This window comes from Nisaea sp. (assembly GCF_034670185.1).
Taxonomy (GTDB): domain Bacteria; phylum Pseudomonadota; class Alphaproteobacteria; order Thalassobaculales; family Thalassobaculaceae; genus Nisaea.
Genome location: NZ_JAXMNY010000001.1, coordinates 1,155,192 through 1,171,242, shown reverse-complemented (window position 1 = coordinate 1,171,242; position 16,051 = coordinate 1,155,192). Strand labels below are relative to the sequence as shown.

Annotated in this window: 17 protein-coding genes; 11 read left to right on the top strand and 6 right to left on the bottom strand. The window is 57.8% G+C overall.

Going from position 1 to position 16,051, the window contains the following annotated elements; translation table 11 throughout:
- The first annotated feature begins 52 nt into the window (after positions 1-52).
- On the top strand, positions 53-433 hold the full coding sequence (locus VOI22_RS05540; RefSeq protein WP_323795560.1) for a hypothetical protein: 381 nt from the start codon (positions 53-55) through the stop codon (positions 431-433).
- A gap of 27 nt (positions 434-460) precedes the next feature.
- On the opposite strand, the gene VOI22_RS05535 is transcribed toward VOI22_RS05540, so the two are convergent.
- Entirely contained in the window at positions 461-1,555 is a 1,095-nt protein-coding gene (locus VOI22_RS05535; RefSeq protein ID WP_323795559.1) for an NADH:flavin oxidoreductase/NADH oxidase, read from the bottom strand.
- 107 nt (positions 1,556-1,662) lie between these two features.
- On the opposite strand from VOI22_RS05535, the gene VOI22_RS05530 reads away from it, so the two are divergent.
- The 6 genes from VOI22_RS05530 (at position 1,663) to VOI22_RS05505 (ending at position 6,639) form a co-directional block, all read left to right on the top strand.
- Positions 1,663-2,091, top strand: a complete 429-nt coding sequence (locus VOI22_RS05530; protein WP_323795558.1) for a PaaI family thioesterase — start codon at positions 1,663-1,665, stop codon at positions 2,089-2,091.
- Positions 2,088-3,002, top strand: a complete 915-nt coding sequence (locus VOI22_RS05525; protein WP_323795557.1) for an aldose 1-epimerase — start codon at positions 2,088-2,090, stop codon at positions 3,000-3,002. The genes VOI22_RS05530 and VOI22_RS05525 overlap by 4 nt, the downstream gene beginning before the upstream one ends.
- A gap of 190 nt (positions 3,003-3,192) precedes the next feature.
- Positions 3,193-3,651: a 50S ribosomal protein L13 gene (gene rplM, locus VOI22_RS05520; RefSeq protein ID WP_028465003.1), complete on the top strand. Its 459-nt coding sequence runs from the start codon at positions 3,193-3,195 to the stop codon at positions 3,649-3,651.
- 3 nt (positions 3,652-3,654) lie between these two features.
- Positions 3,655-4,152, top strand: a complete 498-nt coding sequence (rpsI, locus tag VOI22_RS05515; RefSeq protein WP_323795556.1) for a 30S ribosomal protein S9 — start codon at positions 3,655-3,657, stop codon at positions 4,150-4,152.
- Positions 4,153-4,382: 230 nt separating this feature from the next.
- The gene (locus tag VOI22_RS05510) at positions 4,383-5,288 is read left to right on the top strand and encodes an NAD-dependent epimerase/dehydratase family protein (RefSeq protein ID WP_323795555.1); all 906 of its coding nucleotides are present in this window, start codon (positions 4,383-4,385) and stop codon (positions 5,286-5,288) included.
- A gap of 241 nt (positions 5,289-5,529) precedes the next feature.
- Positions 5,530-6,639 carry a dimethylsulfoniopropionate demethylase gene (locus VOI22_RS05505; RefSeq protein ID WP_323795554.1) on the top strand — a complete coding sequence of 370 codons (1,110 nt, stop codon included), beginning with the start codon at positions 5,530-5,532 and terminating at the stop codon, positions 6,637-6,639.
- Positions 6,640-6,961: 322 nt separating this feature from the next.
- Here the strand turns inward: VOI22_RS05505 and VOI22_RS05500 are convergent, their stop codons facing one another.
- Positions 6,962-7,129 carry a DUF3012 domain-containing protein gene (locus VOI22_RS05500; protein WP_323795553.1) on the bottom strand — a complete coding sequence of 56 codons (168 nt, stop codon included), beginning with the start codon at positions 7,127-7,129 and terminating at the stop codon, positions 6,962-6,964.
- A 181-nt stretch (positions 7,130-7,310) separates the two neighbouring features.
- On the opposite strand from VOI22_RS05500, the gene VOI22_RS05495 reads away from it, so the two are divergent.
- The gene (locus tag VOI22_RS05495; protein WP_323795552.1) at positions 7,311-7,760 is read left to right on the top strand and encodes a hypothetical protein; all 450 of its coding nucleotides are present in this window, start codon (positions 7,311-7,313) and stop codon (positions 7,758-7,760) included.
- A gap of 15 nt (positions 7,761-7,775) precedes the next feature.
- Here VOI22_RS05495 and VOI22_RS05490 read toward each other — a convergent pair whose 3' ends face one another.
- On the bottom strand, positions 7,776-8,654 hold the full coding sequence (locus VOI22_RS05490; RefSeq protein ID WP_323795551.1) for a LysR family transcriptional regulator: 879 nt from the start codon (positions 8,652-8,654) through the stop codon (positions 7,776-7,778).
- A gap of 113 nt (positions 8,655-8,767) precedes the next feature.
- Here VOI22_RS05490 and VOI22_RS05485 point away from each other — a divergent pair, with 113 nt between their 5' ends.
- Positions 8,768-9,709 carry a hypothetical protein gene (locus tag VOI22_RS05485; protein ID WP_323795550.1) on the top strand — a complete coding sequence of 314 codons (942 nt, stop codon included), beginning with the start codon at positions 8,768-8,770 and terminating at the stop codon, positions 9,707-9,709.
- Between the two features lie 27 nt (positions 9,710-9,736).
- On the opposite strand, the gene yghU is transcribed toward VOI22_RS05485, so the two are convergent.
- Positions 9,737-10,594, bottom strand: a complete 858-nt coding sequence (yghU, locus tag VOI22_RS05480; RefSeq protein ID WP_323795549.1) for a glutathione-dependent disulfide-bond oxidoreductase — start codon at positions 10,592-10,594, stop codon at positions 9,737-9,739.
- A 182-nt stretch (positions 10,595-10,776) separates the two neighbouring features.
- Positions 10,777-11,985: an MFS transporter gene (locus tag VOI22_RS05475; protein ID WP_323795548.1), complete on the bottom strand. Its 1,209-nt coding sequence runs from the start codon at positions 11,983-11,985 to the stop codon at positions 10,777-10,779.
- Between the two features lie 166 nt (positions 11,986-12,151).
- On the opposite strand from VOI22_RS05475, the gene VOI22_RS05470 reads away from it, so the two are divergent.
- Positions 12,152-12,673, top strand: coding sequence for a gamma carbonic anhydrase family protein (locus VOI22_RS05470; RefSeq protein ID WP_323795547.1), 522 nt, complete (start codon positions 12,152-12,154; stop codon positions 12,671-12,673).
- Positions 12,674-12,693: 20 nt separating this feature from the next.
- Here VOI22_RS05470 and VOI22_RS05465 read toward each other — a convergent pair whose 3' ends face one another.
- Positions 12,694-14,493, bottom strand: coding sequence for a class I poly(R)-hydroxyalkanoic acid synthase (locus tag VOI22_RS05465; RefSeq protein ID WP_323795546.1), 1,800 nt, complete (start codon positions 14,491-14,493; stop codon positions 12,694-12,696).
- A 211-nt stretch (positions 14,494-14,704) separates the two neighbouring features.
- Between VOI22_RS05465 and VOI22_RS05460 the strand changes: the two genes are divergently transcribed.
- A complete protein-coding gene (locus tag VOI22_RS05460) occupies positions 14,705-16,036 on the top strand; it encodes an OmpA family protein (protein ID WP_323795545.1) in 1,332 nt (443 codons plus the stop codon).
- The last annotated feature ends 15 nt before the right edge of the window (positions 16,037-16,051 follow it).

The following is a 16,051-nucleotide window of genomic DNA, read 5'->3' as shown; positions in this document are numbered from 1 at the left end:
CGGCCGGCAGATGATCTCTACTTAATCAAAAGATATTAGGGAGGTTCAATTAGTGCCGATCGAAGTCCATGAGCATGACGACTTTGTCGAGTTTGTGGGCACTGGTGATTTGTCTGCCGACGAAATAATTTCGGTATCCTCGACATACCATGCAAACAGCCCGAGAAAACTCGCGCTCTGGAATTTCCTTGGAGCGCGCGTTTCATCGTTCAGAGCCGCGAACTTTCAGAGAGTTGCCATGAAAGGCTCGGATCTTGCCAATTTACGCGGTCTAGGGGCCCGGAACGCGATTGTCGTTAGCATTCCGTCCGAGCGTCAGCTATTGCAGGCCTATAGCAACATGGCGAGCGCAGTTTCTCCTGTAGAGCACGAGATATTCTGCGGTCGCGAAGAGGCAATCGCCTGGCTCAAAAGCAGTAACAATGGCATCTGACTGATTGGCCGCAAGATGGCTAGCCAGTTACTTCAATGCGGAGCCAGGCCAGAGATTCGGCGCGCAGCGGGCATATTGCTCCGGGTAGGCAATGCTCTCACCCAACTCCTGCGCCGCGTGCCAGGCCCAGCGCGGGTCGTCCATCACGCCGCGGGCCAATGCGACCATGTCAGCTTCGCCTTTGGCTATAATGTTTTCCGCCTGCTGCGCTCCGACAATCATGCCAACAGCCATGGTCGGGATACCGGCTTCTTTCTTGATCTTTTCGGCAAGGAAAACCTGGTATCCGGCCTTGACCTCGATTTTCTGGCGCGGGTCGAGACCACCGGTTGTGACGTCAATAAAATCACATCCGAGGGCTTTCAGCTCCTTCGCATAAGCCACTGCCTCATCAGGCGTGAAACCACCATCCACCCAGTCTGTCGCCGAGAACCGGACAGCGTAGGGCTTTCCTGCTGGCCAGACGGCACGGCATGCCTCGAAAACCTCAAGCGGGAAGCGCAGACGGTTCTCTAGACTGCCGCCATAGCTGTCCGTCCGCTGGTTGCTCAGCGGCGAGACGAACTGATGCAACAGATAACCGTGCCCGCCATGCAGCTCGGCGAGGTCGAATCCCGCTCTGTCCGCCCGTATGGTGCTCTCGACGAATTCCGCTTTGATCTTGGCCAGTCCGGCATCGTCGAGTCCGAGCGGCGCCGGCCAGTCCGCATAGCCAAGAGGCGAGGGGGCGACGGTCTGCCAGCGACCTTCGCCCTCGTCAACGGGCTTGCCGCCCTTGCCCGGAGGATTGGTCGAGCCCTTGCGGCCTGAATGGCCGATCTGGATGCCGAGCTTTGCCGTTCCGTACTTTTTGCAAAAGTCGACGAACCGTTTGATCGTCGCTTCATTCTCGTCCGAATAGAGGCCAAGGCATTTGGGCGAAATCCGGCCTTCGGCGGAAACGTGCGTCGCCTCGGTAATCAGCAGCCCGCCTGCGCCCATGGCGAGGTTTCCATAGTGCATCAGGTGCCAGTCGTTCGCGGACCCGTTCTCGGACGCGTATTGGCACATGGCCGATACGGCGATGCGGTTATCCAAGGTCAGGTCACGAAAACTGATCGGGGAAAAGAGATGACTGCTCATGGGGCTCTATCCTAGGTTTTATCCGCACATACTGGCCGCACATGCTGGCGCGTAAAATACCGTATGAACACAACAATATCGGTATTACGCCCCCGGGGGAGGACTGAATGACGAAGTTGAGCAATGCCGAAATGGACCGGATCGCGCGGGAGGAAGTGCCTGCGGTCGGACAGTACGGCGTGCGGTTCGAGGAGATCGGCGATGGGACAGCCCGGGCGGTGCTGCCTTATCAGCAGGATTTCCTGCGCCCCGGCGGCACGGTCAGCGGTCCGGTGATGATGGGGCTGGCGGATGTCGTGGTTTATGCCTGCGTGCTGTCGCGCATCGGTATTGTGAAGCTCGCCGTGACCACCAGCCTGAATGCCAACTTCCTGCGCCGTCCAAAGCCGGTGGACCTGGTCGCGGAAGGGCGTTTGCTGAAATGCGGCAAGCGGCTGGCTTATGGCGAAGTCACCCTGTTCAGCGCAGGTGAAGAAGACGATCCGGTTTGCCATGTAACCGCGACCTATTCGATCCCGCCGCGAGAGCAGGAATGAGTTCCGAATCTGTCATCCGGCTTTCAGATGGCCCCCTGAATATCGAGATATTGCCGGAATCGGGCGGCCGCATCTCCGCTTTCTGGAGCGAGGTTGATGAGGAACGGACGGACTGGTTTGTGCCTCGGCCGAAATCGGGGGGCTCTGACGGTCGAGATGCAACTGCATGGGGCAGCTTTCCCCTGGTGCCGTTCTCCAATCGCATCAGGGATGGCCGCTTTATCTGGGATGGCGCTGAGCATCGGATCGCCGTGACGGAGAAGAACGCCCCACACGCCATTCACGGACATGGCCGCTCGGTGTCCTGGGATGTCGATACCGTTTCCGATACCTACGCTGCGCTGTCCTATGTCTATTCGGGCGAGAACTGGCCCTTTCCCTATCAGGCGCGGCAGGTTTTCGATCTGACGGGTGGAACGCTTCGCATTTCAATGGAGCTGGATAATATCGGGCCGATGGCCATGCCGGGCGGGCTCGGCCATCACCCGTATCTGCCATGGCGGGCGGGGCCGGTACTGACAACCTCATTCGCTTCGATCTGGCCGGCTGTTGATGGAGTTCTGCCTGCCGGTCCGAAGAGTGTTCCCGGAGATCTGGGTTTTTCCGGGACAGAGGGGCGGCCATTGCCACGTGGGCTTGATACCGGTTTCGGCGGCTGGGGAGGCCGTGCATTGCTGCATTGGCCAGGCGATGGCCTAAGCCTTGAAATCGACGGCAGCAAGGGGCTCTCCCATGTCATTCTGTTTACGCCTGACGGAAAGCCGTTCTTCTGTGTGGAGCCCGTGACTCACTGTATCGATGCCATCAATCTCTCGGCGGCAGGCGTTACTGGAACGGGGATACAGGCGGTCCCGCCGGGCGAAAGGCTCGTCGCTTCGATGCGGTTCAAACCAGGGTTTGCGGGACGTTAAGCCTTTCATTCGGTTATAAAACGACTTACATGCGCGGTAATATAATACCGTTGCTGTAAAGCTATTGAAAAAACGTACTTTTTCGCGCTTGACTTCATAACGCGCATCCGTATTTTACGCCGACCGCTGCAGAGGACTTCTGTTCTTGTGTGGCTATTGGATTTAGCAGCATCACTGGATGGTTAAAGAGATGCGTACTTACTCGGCAAAACCGAGCGAGATCGAAAAGAAGTGGTGGATCGTTGATGCCGAAGGCATGATCCTGGGCCGCCTCGCTTCCGTTCTCGCAAACTACCTGCGCGGCAAGCATAAGCCGACCTTCACCCCGCACATGGATTGTGGCGACAACATCGTCGTGATCAATGCTGAAAAGGTGAAGCTCACCGGCAACAAGCGGACCGACAAAACCTTTTACTGGCACACCGGTTATCCGGGCGGCATCAAGTCCCGTACCATGGACAAGATCCTGGACGGCAAGCATCCGGAACGGGTGCTTGAGAAAGCCGTGCAGCGGATGATCAGCCGTGGCCCGCTCGCCCGTGAGCAGATGCGCAACCTGCGTATCTATTCCGGTGCCGCGCATCCGCATGAGGCGCAGCAGCCTGAAGTGCTGGACGTCGCCGCGATGAACCCGAAGAACAAGAGGTAAGCCATGTCAGTTGAGACTGAAGAGACCAACGAAGGCGCAGGCTTGGAAGCGCTCGAGGCTCTGAAGCAGGACGCGGCCGAAGAGGCGGTGAAAGCTGAGCCGAAACTCGACAAGTTCGGTCGGGCCTATGCCACTGGCAAGCGTAAGAACGCAATCGCCCGCGTCTGGATTAAGCCGGGTACCGGCAAGTTCAGCATTAACGGTCGCGAAGACAGCGTGTACTTCGCCCGCCCGGTGCTGCGCATGGTGATCAATCAGCCGTTCGACGTTACGGACCGCAAAGACCAGTTCGATGTGTATTGCACCGTCACTGGTGGTGGCCTCTCGGGCCAGGCCGGTGCCGTGCGTCACGGTATATCCAAGGCACTGACCTACTTCGAGCCGGGCCTGCGCCCGCCGCTGAAGAAGGTTGGCTTCCTGACCCGTGACTCGCGTGTGGTCGAGCGTAAGAAATACGGTAAGGCGAAAGCGCGCCGGAGCTTCCAGTTCTCCAAGCGTTAACGCGACCAAATATCTCAGACGGAAAAACGCGGCCTTGTGCCGCGTTTTTTTATTTGGCCAACTTTCAAAATACGGAACCAGATTATTGGCAACCTGTTGACTGTTCTACCAGGCCCTCTGAACGTCTAATGGGGCTGCTGTGCCTCGGCGCCATGGGGTGTTTGATATCTTCAGGTAGATCCGGAGCCATATGCATCAGATAACAAAAAACCGGCTTTTGGGGGAATGAAGTGAACATCTTTCTTACTGGAGCGAGCGGATATATAGGCGGATCAGTTGCTGCCCGTTTAATGGAGAATGGCCATACTGTTCGAGGTCTGTTGCGGACAGAGGAAAAAGCATCCCTCGTTCGGGCGAAGGGCATTGATCCGGTTATCGGCGATCTCGATGACAGTTCACTTCTGGTGCGGGAGGCGCAGGCCGCCGACGCTGTCGTGAATGCGGCAAGCGCTGACCACCGGCCAGCCGCCGAGGCGATGCTCACTGCACTGGCGGGAAGCAGTAAGGTTTTTCTCCATACAAGCGGATCGAGCATTGTCGGACGCCGCGACGAAGGGCGGTATGGCGAGGCCGTATTCAATGAGAACACGCCTATCGAGCCGTCGCCGGCGCGTGCGGCGCGTGTCGCTCTCAACCGGGATATATTGGCATCGGCGGAGAACGGTGTGCGTGCCGTGATTATAGCGCCCAGTCTGATTTATGGAGAAGGTCTCGGCGTCAATCCGGATAGCATGCAGGTTCCCTGGCTGATTGATCTCGCCCAGCAGACCGGCGCAGCGCGCCATATCGGGCCCGGAACCAATGTCTGGTCGAATGTCCATATTCGCGATCTTGCAGATCTCTATCTTCTCGCATTGCAGAACGCGCCAGCCGGATCGTTCTTCTATGCCGAGAATGGAGAGAACGCGATGCGCGACGTCTGCGCCGCGATTGGCAAAACGCTCGGCTATGGCGAAGGCACCACGGAAATGACCCTGGCTGAAGCGGCGGGGCATTGGGGCGAGGGGCCGGCAAACGACACCATGGGATCGAATAGCCGGGTGCGGGCACTAAGGGCTCGGGCTGAACTTGGTTGGGAGCCGAATGGACCGAGCCTGATCGAGGAAATTGAGAGCGGCTGCTACGCAGGAGCCTAAGCCGGGAAGCTGATCGGAAACTGCAGTTTTGAGGGTATTTGGCGCTCTCTCAACTGCAGTATTATTATGTTGAGATGACGGTGTTTTGTTTCTTTCGAACATCAAACACAGACCGATAATATGGTCTAAATTCCACGTTTTGTTTTTTCGTTACTGCATTTTGTCGTTTAAAAGAAAGTATTGGTGGCGCTAACCAAAGTAAACAGAAGAAATCTGTTGCATAGGTTCAAGGCGCAATTCCATGGGTGTTCCTTTCCTTTCGGCGTCACGCAGATTGCGCCGCACGCCTTTCTCAGACGGAGTCGAGCAGGCCGGTGTCCGTGCTTACACTGTTTATAATCACATGTTGCTGCCAACGGTGTTCCGGTCGGTAGAGGAAGACTATCGCCATCTAAAAGAAGCCGTGCAGGTCTGGGACGTCTCGTGTGAGCGACAGGTGGAGATCCGCGGACCGGATTCAGGTCGACTGGTACAAATGCTGACCCCTCGCGACTTGAGAAGCATGTTGCCGGGCCAGTGTTCTTACATACCGATCGTGGATGAGACGGGAGGGATGCTGAATGACCCGGTACTCCTCAAGTTAAGCGATAACAGATGGTGGATATCCATTGCTGACAGCGATCTGCTCTATTGGGTGAAAGGGCTGGCCTACGGATACCGCCTCGATGTTTTGGTGGACGAACCCGATGTTTCGCCATTGGCCGTTCAGGGACCAAAAGCCGAGGACCTGATGGCCCGGGTGTTCGGCGATTCTGTTCGCAGGATTCGGTTTTTCCGCTTCAGCCACTTTGAATTCATGGGGCGGGACATGGTTGTTGCCCGTTCGGGATATTCGAAACAAGGCGGTTTCGAGATTTATCTCAATGGTTCCGATATGGGAATGCCTCTATGGAATGCCCTGATGGAAGCAGGGAAGGACCTGGATGTTCATGCCGGATGCCCAAATCTGATCGAGCGAATAGAGAGCGGTCTTCTTTCTTACGGAAACGACATGACCGACGACAACACACCGCACGAATGCGGATTGGGCCGGTTCTGTAATACGCAAAGCGCAATCGGGTGTATCGGACGGGATGCTCTCTTGAGAGTGGCAAAGGAAGGGCCGGTTCAACAAATTCGGCCGATCTCGATTGATGGGGACCCGGTGCCCGCTTGTGAGGAATTCTGGACGATTAAGGCGAACGGAAAGACAGTCGGGCGCGTGAGTTCGGCAGTATGGTCTCCAGACTTCAAGACCAATGTCTCAATCGGCATGGTTCACGTTACGCACTGGGACAGCGGCACCAAGGTGAGCGTAGTTACCCCTGACGGTCCCCGAACTGCTGAGATCCAGGAAGCTTTCTGGAATTGAATTGATCGACCAGGGATCACGCGTGAATAGTCAGCCCGGTTTGGCACCCAGTCGATTGCGCGGCGAAGATAAGGGAACTGCGCGCTTTCGGGCGGGATGATCATCCAGTATTCGGCTGCCAGCTCCTCAATCGGAGGGGTGACGCGAGAGAGCCGCTGATCCTCGTCTCCTATGAAGTATGGCAGCAGGCCATGACCGCCGTCGGCCTCGACTGCTCGGAAATGGGTTGGGCGCCGAAATCGCTCAGCCTGATCGAGGAAATCGAACGCGGATGCTACGCGGAGACCGATCGGCCTGGGCGGTAGGCCAGCGCCTCAGCCCGCTAGACCAGGCAGTGTTTAGCGAAGTCGGCGGCTTCGTTGGCGGTCCAATCCCCTTTGGCCTTTTCTTTCATGTCAGCACACCAGGCTTCCGATCCGATTTCCGGAGAACAGCCGGCAAGCCCGACAATGAGCAGGATGGCCGACAGGATCTTCAGTTTCGCACCCATGGTATCAGTCCTTTTGCAAAATCATCCGCTCGCAGCGCACGCGGCCGCCATTTTGGATACCTTTTAAACCAGAATTTCTGTTTTGAAGCAGTGTTTTTGACCACGCCGGTAAATCTGGGGTTAGGATCTCTCTGGGTCGGCTCAATCTGGAAGAACATCCAGGGGATGAAAAGGACACACTATGAGATTTTTGCTGATTGCCGTGATGACATGCGTGCTTGCAGCGACACCCTCGTTGACAAATGCAGGTCAGGCGCCGTCCGGCGCCAAGTTTTCCCAACAGGATATCCTGGTCATCACCGATCTGGTCGGCACTCTTTTGAAACCTGCCGGAGACGACACCCAGGACCAAGGGAAAGCCAAAGGCAAGAAGCCGGGTAAAGGGGCGGCGTCCGGTCGCGCGAAGGACGGGAAACTGCCGCCCGGACTGCAGAAACGTCTGGACCGGGGTGAGCCGCTGCCTCCGGGTTTGTCAGGTCGTCCGTTGCCGCCCGGTCTGACGGCGCGACTGGGACCGGCCGTGCCGGGAACGGAGCGGCTGATCGCCGGAACGGACGTGGTACTGATCGAGAAGGCAACCGGAATCGTTCTCGACATCGTGCGTGATGTGCTCAAGGGCACCGGCAAATGACGTGCATCCCGTGTGCTATCCGAGCAGGGAAACCCGATCGTCCTTGAAGCTGTCGGCGACCCAGTCGACGGCCCGCCTCAGATAGGGAAACTCTGCGGTCTCGGGTGGCATGATTATCCAGTATTCCGACGCCAGTTCGTCAATCGGGGGCGTGACCCGAACAAGCCGCTTATCTTCGTCGCCGATGAAGCAGGGCAGTAGCCCCAGTCCGCCGCCGCACCCGACCGCCTCGCGGACGAGATCGGTCGTTGTCGCCCGCAAGGCAGGTCTCGATGGGTCGAGACGGGTATCCAACCAGCGCATGCTTTTGTAATGGGCTTGCTCTTCGGTAAAGAGCACCCAGTCACAGTGCCGGTAGCGGTGTTCCGTTTGGGCTTCCGGATGACCTGAGGCGTAGGCGTGGCTTGCGTAGATCGCAGGTCTCATGGTCCCGACCTTGCGCGTGATGAATGCTCCGGTGAGCGGCAGGCCGTGGCGCACCGCGAGGTCCGCTTCCCGGCGTGCAAAGCTCTCGGTCCGCTCCGATGAAACCAGTTCAATGGCAAGGCCGGATTGGCGTGCCGTGCACAAGTGGCGTGCAAGGAATGCACCGGGCCATTCCATGACGCTAATCCGGACAATGCCCCCGGCCGGTGCCTGCAGGTGATCCCTTTGCCGGGCGAGTTCGGCCGCCGATTTCTCCATCGCTTCCACGGTCGGTCTAAGGGATTTCCCCGCTGTTGTCAGTCGGTGTCCGGAGCGTCCGCGCGTGAACAATGTGACACCAAGAGCCGCTTCCAGGGCCTGCAATCGGCGCCCGGCGGTTGGCTGCGTAATGCCGAGTGTTGCCGCTGCTTGCCGCAGCGTTCCCTCTCGAGCGACAGCCAGAAATATGCGGAGATCATCCCAGTTCATGACGTTAGGCCAATTGATTAATTTTTGTATCAATCGAGTCAGTAATTGATGTTTTAGCCGACAAATGTATCGCTATTCTGTCTTCACTCCGACGCTGTCGCGGATCAATTTTCATGCAGAGATCAGCTGCCCCGGTTTTGATATCATCCATCGCGACCTGGGCATTGCTGCTTGTGTGCAGTCGTGCCCTGATAATCGGACTCAGCCTCGATCCATGGATGTTTACGTTCCTGCAAATGGGTTCCGGCGGCCTGTTTTTCATCGTGATTTCACGGGGGGCGGAAGTCGGCGTCAGTGCTCTTTGGCGGCTGGATACCTGGCTGATTGGCATTTTCAGAATTGGAACAGCGGCGCTGTATATGGCCGCGCTGATCCATGTCGATGTGCTTCAGGCCGGGTTTTTCGGATCCATTGGCGTTCCAATGTCTGCGCTTGCTGTCTGTTTGCTGTTTAACCGGCAACCGACACGCCTTGAGTTGCTGGGGCATATTCCGCTTGTTGCGGGTTCCGTAACGACAGCTTTCGGGTTCGATGGCAGCCTCGAAAACCCGGCACTCCTTTTGTTGGCTCTGTCGCAAGTCTGCGTTCTGAGTGCCAGTCTGTTTGCGGAGCGGCATCCCCACATGATGGCACTGGCGCCGCGCACGCGCCTGCGTCTTACGGGGATTGTCCTGTTGTTGACCGCAATCGGCTTTGCCGTCTGGCGTATCCTCCAGTCAGCGGCGGGATTGGCTGGAGATGCGGATATTGCCGAGCTTATGAGGCCGGAGCTATGGGCGGCAGGACTTGGGCTCGGGATTACACTCAGGGGACTGGCGACATATCTCGGCTTGCGCGCAGCCGCAGTCGCCGGCACGCACAACTACCTTGCCGCGGCGCTCGCGCTGCCGATGGTTGGCGCTGTGCTCGAGTGTTTCATCGCCACGTACGGCTACGGTGCCTGGCCGAATATCGGGTCGCTCCAGGTAGCCGCTGGAGTGTTGATCGTAAGCGGAGGAATCGTTGTGATTTACGCGAGGAAGCGGGCAGGAAAGATGGCCACCCAGGCCACTTGATGGCCTGGGCGGTTCTATGTCGCGGCTCTAGAGACCGAGCTTGTCGATATCGGCGGCGGAATGCCGTTCTTCGAGTTGTTCGCTCGGATCACCGGAGACACGATTGACGACGCGGCCGCGTTTCACGGCTTTGCGAGCGGCAATCTCCTTGGTCCAGCGCTGAACGTTCTTGTAGCTGTCGACTTCAAGGAAGGTGCCGGAATCGTTGTAGATCTTGCCCTGTGCCAGGACGCCGTACCACGGCCAGATCGCAATATCGGCGATGGTGTAGTCATCGCCGGCGATGTATGGGGTCTCGGCAAGCTGCCGGTCCAGAACATCGAGCTGACGCTTGGTTTCCATGGCAAACCGGTTGATCGGATATTCGAACTTCTCCGGCGCATAGGCATAGAAATGTCCGAACCCGCCACCGAGATACGGCGCGCTGCCCATCTGCCAGAACAGCCAGTTCAGGCATTCTGCCCGCTTGGCGGGATCTTTTGGAATGAAATCGCCGAATTTCTCGGCGAGATAGAGCAGGATCGAGCCTGACTCGAAAACGCGGGTCGGCGTTGGTGTGCTGCGGTCGAGCAGGGCGGGGATCTTGGAGTTCGGGTTGATGGCAACGAAGTCGCTGCCGAACTGGTCGCCGTCGCCGATACGAATGGTGTAGGCGTCGTATTCAGCGCCCTTGTGGCCGCGCTCCAGCAGTTCCTCAAGCATGACGGTGACTTTCACACCGTTCGGCGTTGCCAGCGAGTAGAGCTGGAGCGGGTTGTCCCCGACCGGAAGCTTCTTCTCGTGCGTGGCGCCTGCGATCGGCCTGTTGGTGCTGGCGAACTTGCCGCCATTCTCTTTATCCCAGGTCCAGATTTTCGGGGGCGTATAGGGCGCTTGATCGTTCATGAAGCCTCATCCGTTCATATGGTTTCGGGTCCGGGCCGACGTTCCGGTTCTTGTCCAGATGGGAGATGGCCACATTTGGACAAGGTTAAAAAGAGGATTCCTGTATCTGGAAAAAGACTGTTTCTGTTTCTGGGTGAGTGACGCCGCGAGATTCCAAGGAGGACGAACGCCACATCCCAGTGTCAACGGCGTCCGTGTGCCAGCTTGACGGAGTCCGGCATGGCCCGGAGTTTAGCCATGGCCAAAACGCCGAGGAATGGGCCGGCCGCTAGTGGAACAAAAGCGCCGCTCCAGCCCAACCAATCGACCAGGAAAGGAACGGCATGGATCGTCGCGATGGTCAGCACGAAGCCGATGCAGGTCTGCGTCGTGACCATGGTGCCGACATAGGCAGGCGGGGAGAGCTCGATTACGCTTGCGGAGAATTGGGCTGAGTCGGCAATGATGGAAATACCCCACACCACACACAAGATGACAAGTACATAAGTTGGCATACCAAACGCGAAACCGGCGAGGATGCAACAAACTCCGCTGATTGCCATCGCGCCGATGGTAAGCCGGGTCCTGCCGATGCGATCCGCGAGAAAGCCACCGGCAATGCTGCCGACGGCGCCGGAGCCGATCATGGTGAAGGCGAGCAGTTTTGCCAGTTCCGGAGCATGTTCACCGCCCGGATAGATTGCCAGGCTGGACGCGAGGAACAGGCCGATCCAGGCCCAGACGGCATAGAGTTCCACCATGTGTCCGAAATAGCCGAAATTGGCGAGCCTGAGTGCCGGATCGGTCAGGGCCTGAAGCATCTGGCCGGGCTTGAAGGCCGCGGCCTTGGCAAAGGGACGGCCGGGCTCGAAGAGCTGGCAGAGAAGCCCGGCGACTGCGGCCATGGATGAGCTGGCAATAATGGTGAAACGCCAGTCGAGGCCACCGAACAGATCGATCAGGTGTGGCGCCCCGGAGCCCAGTGTCAGGGCCGCGACCAGCAGTCCGACCAGGAAGCCGCGGTCTTTCTCTGTCCAGGAGGAAACCAGAACCATGCCGACCGGATAGACCCCGGCCATGCAGGCGCCGACGATAAAGCGCAGGAAAGGCATCCAGGGGCCGGCCGGATCGATCGCAAGCGTCGCCAGATTGGCGGCGGCAGCCGTGAGCGCGGCTAACATGAACAGCGTCTGCGGTCTGACCCGGTCGACAAGTGTGAAAAATGCGCTCAGCAGAGTGCCAGCGACAAACCCGAAGGATACGGCGCTCGCCATGGCAGCGGCCTGACTGTCGCTCAGTACCATTTCCTGTCGAAGTCCGGGAATGATCGCCGAGCCGCTGAACCAGAGCGTCATGGCGAGGACTTCGCAGAAGGTCAGCAGCGCGACGTTGCGCCATTTCCGATTCAGCATGACGGGGAGATTCGCTGGTCACTGTTCATGGAATGCTTAATTGCCGTATTGCATAAGGACGAGCGGTTCTGAACTTTCGCTCCTGACAATTCAAGTCCTGATGCTGCATGACGGCCGGGACTGGTCTAGATATGTGATGACATACACTGGCTACCTGGAGACGAGAGTGCCGGCACTTTTGAGACGTGTTAAGGGGAAGACGCCGACGGTCGCGGCCCCATCCTTTCTGGCGGCAACTGCAGCGCTTATCGGTGACGTCACCGTCGGTGCGGAGAGCAGCATATGGTACGGCGCTGTCCTGCGTGGTGATGACAATCCGATCCGAGTCGGGCGCCGCAGCAATATCCAGGACGGGACAATCGTGCATGTCAGCTCAATAGGGCAGGGCACGGAGATCGGCGACGATGTGTCGATTGGACACGCTGCAATCATTCACGCCTGTATTCTGGAAGACCGCTCCTTTGTCGGCATGGGGGCGACCGTGATGGACGGAGCCATCGTCGAAACCGGCGCGATGGTTGCTGCGGGCGCGCTTGTCGCTCCGGGCAAGATTGTTCGCACGGGCCAACTCTGGATGGGTAATCCGGGGCGATACACACGCGATCTGACGGAGCAGGAGAAACAGTATCTCTCCTATGTCTCCGTCCATTATTGGGAGTTGGCGCAGGAATACCTAGCGGAGGACTGACGCGGTGCCCCTAAGGTCTGTCAGTCCTTTTTCTGTACTTTCACATAGCTGCCGGGTGCATCCTCGATCACGCTCAAGGCTGCGTCACCGGGGACCCTCGCCTCGACCTGACCGCCACCATGGCGAGACATCCATTTCGCCCATTCAGGCCACCAGGTGCCTTCGTGATAGGTCGCCCCCTCGAGCCATTTATCCGGTGATTTCGGGCGCCGGCTATTGGTGTAATGGCCGTATTTCGGCTTGTCGCCGGGCGGATTGACAACACCGGCGATATGGCCCGAGCCTGCAAGGCAGAACTTGATGGGACCGGAATAGATTTGTGTCGCCCGATAGGTCGATTTCCATGGGGCGATATGGTCTTCCTTGGTCGAAAGGATAAATGCCGGTGTCTTGATCGTGCTGAGGTCAATCGGCGTCCCCGCAAGCGTGAGGGCGCCTGGCTCGATCAGTTTGTTCTCCTGGTACATTTTGCGCAGATAGAAGCTGTGCATCACTGCCGGCATCCGGGTTGAATCGGAATTCCAGTACAGCAGGTCAAACGGGAAGGGATCCTTGCCGAGCAGGTAGTTGTTCACCACGAATGACCAGATAAGATCGTTGGCGCGCAGCATGTTGAATGTCGTCGCCATCTCGGAGCCGTCGAGATAGCCGCGCTTGTTCATCTTCTCTTCGAGTGCCGCGAGCTGCTCCTCGTCGATGAAAACGCTGAGCTCGCCCGCCTCCTCGAAATCAACCATGGTGGTGAAGAACGTGATCGACTTTATGCGGTCGTCCTTCTTCGCGGTCATATAGGCGAGGGTGGCCGCCATCAGCGTGCCGCCGATGCAATAGCCGATGACGTTCGCCTCTTTCTCGCCTGTTGCCTGCTCGATTGCATCGAGTGCGGCCAAGGGTCCCTCGAGCATATAATCCTCAAAGGATTTCCGGCTCAGTTTCTCGTCCGGATTGACCCAGGAGACGACGAAGACAGTGAAGCCCTCGGATACGGCCCAGCGGATGAAGGAGTTCTTCTCTCGCAGGTCAAGAATATAGAACTTGTTGATCCACGGCGGCACGATCAGCAGCGGACGGCGATAGACCGTCTCGGTCGATGGTGAATATTGGATCAGCTGCATGAGGTCGTTCTGGTAAACCACTTTTCCGGGCGACGTGGCGATGTTCTTGCCGACTTCGAAAGCATCGGGATCTGTCATCCGGATCGACAGTTTGCCTTTGCCCCGCTCAAGGTCTTCAAGCAGGTTCTGCAGGCCATGTACAAGGTTGTCGCCGTGGGTTTCAACGGTGGTCCGCAGCACCTCCGGATTGGTCATCAGGAAGTTCGTCGGTGCCATCGCGTCGACAAACTGGCGGGTATAGAAGTCGACCTTCTGCTGGGTTTTCTGATCGAGCCCCTCGGTCTGTCCGACCAGGTCCTGCGTCCAGCGTGATGTCAGAAGATAACTTTGTTTGATGAAGTCGAAGACGACATTTTCCTGCCAGGCCTCATCGCGAAACCGGCGGTCGGTTGTCTCGGTCTGAACGGTTGGTTCGGTTTCTTTTCCCAGCCAGCGCTGCGTGGACCGGTTCCAGATATCCATATAGCCTTGCCAGAGGTCCATCTGGGCCTGAACGAGATGAGCCGGATTGTTCATCATCTGATTCGTCAGGGACATGAAAGCGTCGGCCAGATGCAGCGGATCGGAATCCGCAGCCTTGCCGTCAAGTTTCTGGCGCTCCATGAAGCTGCTCACGAGCTTTTGCGATCGTGTTGCGATGTCTTGCATGGTGTTGGCGAATTCAACCGGGTCGATTTGCTTCATCTCCTCCGAATGCTCATGCATCCCCGCCTCACTCTCTCAGCCGATCATTTGAAATCGATTGTAGCAATAGTAGGGATAGAGTGTGGCATTTCAAAGAATCATACCCTTAAAATCAGATAGTAATCTGTGTTTTTCCAAGCAACTATGATAAATCCGTTCGCAGCAAGTTTACTGTCTAAGGCCGGTTTCGCGAGACTGGCCCGAGGGTCGGAGTTTCTGAAGGATGACGGAAATGTATAAAGGGCGCCACAAATCGGCTTTGGGTCTTGTAACGGCCTTAAGCTTGACGCTTGCGGGGTGCTCATCCGTGCCGGACGCGCTTAATCCGGTTGAATGGTATAATGACTCCGCGTCTGCCGTCGGTGGCTGGTTCGATGATTCCGATGCCGATACGTCCGGCGATACCGGCACCTATCCGAATGTCTCTTCTGTCCCCGATAATCCGGCGCCGCGCACGACGGCTGCGGAGCGGGCGGATATCAAGGATGAATTGGTCTCTGACAGGGCGAATGCGCAGTATGACGACAAAGGCTCCGCACCATCGGTGACAGATGCCAGCACTGGCTCACTTGCGCAGATTCAACCGAAAGCCCCTGCTGCTTCCGAGCCTAGCGGAGGGACCGAAAGTGTCGCCGCAGAAGAGATTAAACCAATTCGGATGACAGCTTCGGATGAAGCAACCAAGCAGATGGAGGAGCCGGCGAAGGCAGCAGCTTCGTCGCTGCCGTCTCAGGCTGTGGCCGATACCGGAAACACTTCATCGCGGTCCAGCTTGTGGCCAAATTCGCCAGCGCCTGAATCAGAGGGCGATCGGCCGGTAACAAGCGCCAGGGTAGGGGAGCCGACAACACGCAGTAGTCGCGCAGACCAGCCCCAAACCGGGACGCTCGGCGCGCGCTATAAGAAATTTATCTCTGACGCTAAAACTGGCTCCTCAGAAGCCGTTGCTGTTGAACCCCCTCCGGCATCGGAAACAGCCCAGGAGGAAGTATCGGCGGCGGCAACAGTAACTCAGACGGCATCGGTTCCAACGACCCCGGAGCCTGTCATCCAACCTGAGCCGGTTCCGGCACCGCTTGCTGCGGAAACCGGGCTTCTGGCCCTTACTATTCCGGAGAACCAGCCATTCAATTTCGACGACCCGAGTGTGATCGTTGACGAGAGTGCACTGCCGGGATCCTTCGAAAACTATCCAGTTGGTGGTGGCGGTTCATACCAGGCAGGAGTAATTCGCTTTACCAATGGGTCCTCCCGGCTGTCCGGCTCGGACCGCGGTGTAATTCGCGAGCTGGTGCCATTGATTCGGGACTACAACGCGAGTGTCGAGATCGTCGGCCACGCGTCGAGCCGTACCCGGAACATGGATCCGTCCGAGCACAAGCTGATTAATTTCGAGCTTTCCTTGAAGCGTGCGAACGTGGTTGCCGAAGCGCTGATCAATGCGGGAGCGCCGTCCGACCGGATTTCCGTGCTTGCTGTTGGCGACAGCCAGCCTGTCTCCTCAGAAGCGATGCCGGCAGGAGAAGCGGAAAATCGTCGGGCTGAAATTTATCTCATCTATTGACCCGCGCTCCCTGCG

What these genes read in the sequence shown, in the direction of transcription:
- VOI22_RS05505 (WP_323795554.1), top strand. Translation starts at nt 5,530, where the DNA reads ATGGGTGTTCCTTTCCTTTCGGCGTCACGCAGATTGCGCCGCACGCCT.
- VOI22_RS05530 (WP_323795558.1), top strand. Translation starts at nt 1,663, where the DNA reads ATGACGAAGTTGAGCAATGCCGAAATGGACCGGATCGCGCGGGAGGAA.
- VOI22_RS05485 (WP_323795550.1), top strand. Translation starts at nt 8,768, where the DNA reads ATGCAGAGATCAGCTGCCCCGGTTTTGATATCATCCATCGCGACCTGG.
- VOI22_RS05465 (WP_323795546.1), bottom strand. Translation starts at nt 14,493, where the DNA reads ATGCATGAGCATTCGGAGGAGATGAAGCAAATCGACCCGGTTGAATTC.
- VOI22_RS05525 (WP_323795557.1), top strand. Translation starts at nt 2,088, where the DNA reads ATGAGTTCCGAATCTGTCATCCGGCTTTCAGATGGCCCCCTGAATATC.
- yghU (WP_323795549.1), bottom strand. Translation starts at nt 10,594, where the DNA reads ATGAACGATCAAGCGCCCTATACGCCCCCGAAAATCTGGACCTGGGAT.
- VOI22_RS05535 (WP_323795559.1), bottom strand. Translation starts at nt 1,555, where the DNA reads ATGAGCAGTCATCTCTTTTCCCCGATCAGTTTTCGTGACCTGACCTTG.
- VOI22_RS05475 (WP_323795548.1), bottom strand. Translation starts at nt 11,985, where the DNA reads ATGCTGAATCGGAAATGGCGCAACGTCGCGCTGCTGACCTTCTGCGAA.
- VOI22_RS05495 (WP_323795552.1), top strand. Translation starts at nt 7,311, where the DNA reads ATGAGATTTTTGCTGATTGCCGTGATGACATGCGTGCTTGCAGCGACA.
- VOI22_RS05500 (WP_323795553.1), bottom strand. Translation starts at nt 7,129, where the DNA reads ATGGGTGCGAAACTGAAGATCCTGTCGGCCATCCTGCTCATTGTCGGG.
- rplM (WP_028465003.1), top strand. Translation starts at nt 3,193, where the DNA reads ATGCGTACTTACTCGGCAAAACCGAGCGAGATCGAAAAGAAGTGGTGG.
- rpsI (WP_323795556.1), top strand. Translation starts at nt 3,655, where the DNA reads ATGTCAGTTGAGACTGAAGAGACCAACGAAGGCGCAGGCTTGGAAGCG.
- VOI22_RS05490 (WP_323795551.1), bottom strand. Translation starts at nt 8,654, where the DNA reads ATGAACTGGGATGATCTCCGCATATTTCTGGCTGTCGCTCGAGAGGGA.
- VOI22_RS05460 (WP_323795545.1), top strand. Translation starts at nt 14,705, where the DNA reads ATGTATAAAGGGCGCCACAAATCGGCTTTGGGTCTTGTAACGGCCTTA.